Raw genomic sequence first — 4460 nt, 5'->3', positions numbered from 1 at the left:
GATGCCGAACTGTTCGGCCACGCGAATCTCGCCCTCGGCATGCGCGGGCGCCGCGACGGCGACACCTGCGGCGCCGATCGACAAGCTCAGCAAAATAGCGGTGAAACGGCGGGAAAACGACAGCCGTGCGGCGGTCGTGCGAAATCGGCTCGGCATTGAGACTCCAGTGGGCATGCAGTACAAACAGGACGAAAAGCTTGCGCTCAGAACGGCGCATCGCCCTCGATCGTCGTGCGATAAAGCTTGCGGCGCAGATGGTCGGGCGTACCGGCGGCGAGATGCATCAACGCGCGGTTGTCCCAGAACACCATGTCGTGCGCGGCCCAGTGATGCCGGTAAAGATGTTCGGTGCGCACGCTATGCGCGAAGAGTTCCGCGAGCAACGCGTGGCTCTCGTCTTCCGGCAGATCGATTACACGCGTGGTGAAATGCTCGCTGACGAAGAGCGTCTTGCGTCCGGTCTCCGGATGCGTGCGCACGATCGGATGCACGACCGGCTTCACCTGAGCAATCTGCTCGGCCGACAGATTCGGGCGCCACGGGCTGCGCTTCTGCAGTTCCGCGTACTTCGCGAGATACGTGTGTTCCGCGGTACGGCCTTTCACCCCATCGCGCAAATGTGCGGGCAACGTGTCCCACGCGAGGTGCATGTTCGCGAACAGCGTATCGCCGCCTTGCGCGGGCAGTTCCTGCGCATGCAACAGCGAGCCGAGGCTCGGCTTCTCCTTGTACGACAGATCGGAATGCCAGTAGTGACCGGCGTCGCCGAGCCCAATCGGCTGGCCGTTTTCGACGATGTTCGACACCACCAGCACCTCGGGATAGCCGGGCAACTGGAACTGATGCAGCACGTGAATCTGCAATGGGCCGAAGCGGCGGCTGAATGCTATCTGTTGCTCCGGCGTGATGCGCTGGTCGCGGAACACCAGCAGGTGATAGTCGAGGTGCGCGCGGTGGATGCGGGCAAAGTCCTCATCGGCGAGCGGCTGGCTGAGATCCAGGCCCAGCACTTCGGCGCCGAGTGGCGCGTCGAGCGGGCGAATCTCGATGCGCTGGGTGCAAAGCAGGCGGCTGGCCTCGCCGGCCGTCGAATCAGCGGCGATGCCGCGCGCGGGGAATACAGTAGTCGTCACAGGAGGCTCTTCGTCGGGACGGTTCAGCGCGCGCCCGGTGCAATTAGGGCGGCGCGTTCAGTCCGACGAATTTACCGGTGCACACGTGCAATGCCAACGAAGCAAATCCGATACGGTTATCTGCTGGAGTGATAAACCCGGCGCTGAAACGCGCCGCGGGTCGTCACACTGCCGCCGCGGGGGCGGTGGGAACGGCGCGCGGGGCACAGCGCCGCACGATGATCCAGTTAGCCGCCGCGTTCCCGCGACCGGCGGGACGCGACGAAAGCTTCGACATAACGTAGCGCCTGTTCGCACTGCTCGGCTGTGAGCGCATGAATGCCGGGCGGCAGAGGATCGAAACCCAGCTCGGTCGCCACCCAGCGGATCGCCTTTGCGCGCGCTTCGAACGCGTTGACGCCGTCGCGGCGCACCTTGCCGGCGGCGAGCGGTTCCAGCGCATCGTGCAGCCGGCTCTTCGCGTCGCGCAATGCCGCATTCGCGAGGCGGCCGAGCGGCACGTTGCGCCGGCTGCGCGAATGCACGCCGATCCACGCCTGACAGGGAACGCAGATCCATAGCGGACCCTGGTCCTTGCGATACGGATAGGCTTCGTCGCCATACCGAGCGATCGACGCACGGGCGCCGCAGTAGTCGCATGACGGCTGCGGCAAGGGCTGAACCGGCTTGCCTACGCGCATCGGCATTGCTCCTGGGCGGATCTGGAGTGAGTCATCGTTCGAGTCTGACTGGCGAAGGGATGATAGCCAGGCAGTTTAATCGAAGGCGACCTTACCGGCGCGGGCCCTGCACGGCAGGCTCGGCAATCGCGCGACGCAGTACGTCATCCACCCGCCGCGAGATCCATCACGATTCGGCTCCGGCGCGCCAGGCTGGCCGCGGTGCGCTGCCGGACCGTTTCCACTACAGCGTGCAGCGCGACATCCGGATCTCCGGCGTCGAACGGCGGGGCCGGCGCATATTCGAGTTCGAGCTGGATAGCCTGCGCCTCGTGCTCCCCCGCCAATTCGGCGGCGACGGTCAAAGCGAAATCGATACCGGCTGTCACACCGCCACCGGTAATCAGATTGCCGTCGCGCACCACCCGTGCGCGCGTCGGAATCGCGCCGAGCGGCTCCAGCAGCGAGTGGAAGGCCCAATGTGTGGTCGCGCGCCGCCCTCGCAGCAGACCGGCGGCGCCAAGCAATAACGCGCCCGTGCAAACCGACGTCACGTAGCGCGCGCTCGCCGCCTGTGTTCGCACGAACTCGATGGTTCGCTCGTCGCGCAGCAGATCGGTCACGCCGCTGCCGCCGGGCACGCAGATTACGTCGAGCGGCGGACACGTTTCATACGTGACATCAGGCGTGAGAACGAGTCCGCTGCTGGACACGACCGGCTCGCGCGTTTTCCAGATCAGATGCACGGTCGCGCCGGGCAACGAAGCGAGCACGTCATGCGGCCCGGTCAGATCGAGTTGCTGCACCTGCGGGAACACCAGAAAGCCGATTTGCAGTGCCATGAAGATACCTTGTCGAATGAGAAATCGATCCAGACCCGCGACGGATTTCGCGAGTGGACGAATCGATTCTAGGCAGGTAGTCTTTGGCGGTGTTGCCATTTGTCCCTTGGTTTCTGCCACGCACTACTCCGCCGTTCTTATCGCCATGACCAGCGAATCTCGCTCCATCGTGCTGCTCGCTTTCCGCAACGTGCAACTGCTCGACGTAAGCGGTCCGCTGCAGGTGTTCGCCTCCGCCAACGAACTCGCCGCGCAGCGCGGCCTTGCTTCGCTGTATGCGCCGCGCGTCGTCGCCGCCGAAGCCGGGCCGGTGACTTCCTCAGCCGGCGTCGCGCTGGTCGCTCATTCGCTACGCGCGGCGAAGCGGCCAGTCGACACGCTGATCGTGCCTGGCGGCTTCGGCGTGAACGACGCCGCGACGGACAAGCGTCTGATCCGCTGGATCCAACGGCGCGCTCGCGACGCGCGCCGGGTCGCATCCGTGTGCTCGGGCGCCTTCCTGCTCGCCGAGGCCGGCCTGCTGGACGGCCGGCGCGTCGCCACGCATTGGGCGCGTTGCGACGAACTCGCGCAACGTTATCCGCGGCTGCGCGTCGAAACCGATCCGATCTTTATCCGCGATGGTGCGATCTGGACATCGGCGGGCGTCACGGCGGGAATCGACCTCGCGCTGGCCTTGCTCGAACAGGATCACGGCCGCGCGATGGCCCTCGCGGTTGCACGCGAGCTCGTGGTGTTCCTCAAACGCCCGGGCGGTCAATCGCAGTTCAGCGCGATGCTGTCGATGCAGAGCGCCGACGACCGCTTCGGCGAGTTAAATGCGTGGATGGCGTCGCATCTTGCGTCCGATCTTTCGGTTCCCGCGCTGGCGAGGCGGTCGCATATGAGTGAGCGCAGTTTTATGCGTCATTACAAGATGCAAACCGGGCGCACGCCGGCGCGCGCGGTCGAGCAGTTGCGCGTCGAGGCGGCGCAGCGGTTGTTGAGCGAGACCGCGTGGTCGATCAAACGGATCGCGGCGCGTTGCGGGTTTGGCAGCGAGGAGACAATGCGGTGCAGTTTCGGCAGACTGTTGCGTGTCCCGCCGCAGGTCTATCGGGACAGGTTTTCGGTGTGATTCAGTGCTCGATTACCGTCAGCACCTGTTCGATTTCGCGCTGGAAGGCAACTCACGCAGACGCCCGTCTCCGCTAGTCGCGGCGCTTCACACCGGGCAGCACGCACAGCATCTCGTATGCGAGATTCGCGCCGAGCAACGCAGTCGTGCCGAACGGATCGTAGGGCGGCGCCACTTCGACGAGATCCGCGCCGACCAGATTCAAGCCCCAGCAGCCGCGAATGATCTCCAGCGCTTGCGGCACCGTCAGACCGGCGATCTCCGGCGTGCCGGTGCCCGGCGCATACGCGGGATCGATCCCGTCGATATCGAAGGTCAGATAGACCGGACCGCCGGCGACGCGATGCCGCACCTCTTCCATGAGCGGTGCGAGCGAGCGGTTCCAGCATTCCTCTGTCTGCACGACGCGAAAACCCTGATCGCGACACCAGTCGAAGTCTTCGGCCGCGTACCCGGTGCCGCGCAGACCGATCTGCACGACCCGTTCGCAATCGAGCAGCCCTTCCTCCACCGCGCGGCGAAACGGCGTGCCATGCGCGATCTTCTCGCCCATCATCGTGTCGTTGACGTCGGCGTGCGCGTCGACGTGAATCAGGCCGACCTTGCCGTGCTTGCGATGAATCGCCCGCAAAATGGGCAACGCGATGGTGTGATCGCCGCCAAGGGTGACCGGCTTGCAATCGTGCTGAAGTATCTCGTCGTAAGCGGT

Annotated in this window: 5 protein-coding genes; 1 reads left to right on the top strand and 4 read right to left on the bottom strand. The window is 65.1% G+C overall.

The genetic code is table 11. From position 1 onward, the window contains the following. Window positions 1-203: 203 nt before the first annotated feature. The 3 genes from VGH68_RS12625 to VGH68_RS12615 form a co-directional block, all read right to left on the bottom strand. A complete protein-coding gene (locus VGH68_RS12625) occupies window positions 204-1103 on the bottom strand; it encodes a TauD/TfdA dioxygenase family protein (RefSeq protein WP_414696935.1) in 900 nt (299 codons plus the stop codon). Between the two features lie 257 nt (window positions 1104-1360). After that, window positions 1361-1813, bottom strand: a complete 453-nt coding sequence (locus tag VGH68_RS12620; RefSeq protein WP_331603958.1) for a zinc-finger-containing protein — start codon at window positions 1811-1813, stop codon at window positions 1361-1363. 143 nt (window positions 1814-1956) lie between these two features. Beyond that, on the bottom strand, window positions 1957-2634 hold the full coding sequence (locus tag VGH68_RS12615) for a DJ-1/PfpI family protein (protein ID WP_331603957.1): 678 nt from the start codon (window positions 2632-2634) through the stop codon (window positions 1957-1959). A gap of 145 nt (window positions 2635-2779) precedes the next feature. Here VGH68_RS12615 and VGH68_RS12610 point away from each other — a divergent pair, with 145 nt between their 5' ends. Next, complete coding sequence (locus VGH68_RS12610; protein WP_331603956.1) at window positions 2780-3751, top strand: GlxA family transcriptional regulator; 972 nt, start codon at window positions 2780-2782, stop codon at window positions 3749-3751. A 73-nt stretch (window positions 3752-3824) separates the two neighbouring features. On the opposite strand, the gene VGH68_RS12605 is transcribed toward VGH68_RS12610, so the two are convergent. After that, window positions 3825-4460 (bottom strand): agmatinase (locus VGH68_RS12605; protein WP_331603954.1); only part of this gene is annotated, 636 nt, incomplete at its 5' end.

Source organism: Paraburkholderia sp., assembly GCF_036488505.1.
GTDB lineage: Bacteria > Pseudomonadota > Gammaproteobacteria > Burkholderiales > Burkholderiaceae > Paraburkholderia.
The sequence above is the reverse complement of the archived record's forward strand: the minus strand, read 5'-3'. Positions and strand labels throughout refer to the sequence as shown.

Excerpts from the sequence above, each read along its gene's own strand:
- VGH68_RS12610 (WP_331603956.1), top strand. The coding sequence starts at position 2,780 with ATGACCAGCGAATCTCGCTCCATCGTGCTGCTCGCTTTCCGCAACGTG.
- VGH68_RS12615 (WP_331603957.1), bottom strand. The coding sequence starts at position 2,634 with ATGGCACTGCAAATCGGCTTTCTGGTGTTCCCGCAGGTGCAGCAACTC.
- VGH68_RS12620 (WP_331603958.1), bottom strand. The coding sequence starts at position 1,813 with ATGCGCGTAGGCAAGCCGGTTCAGCCCTTGCCGCAGCCGTCATGCGAC.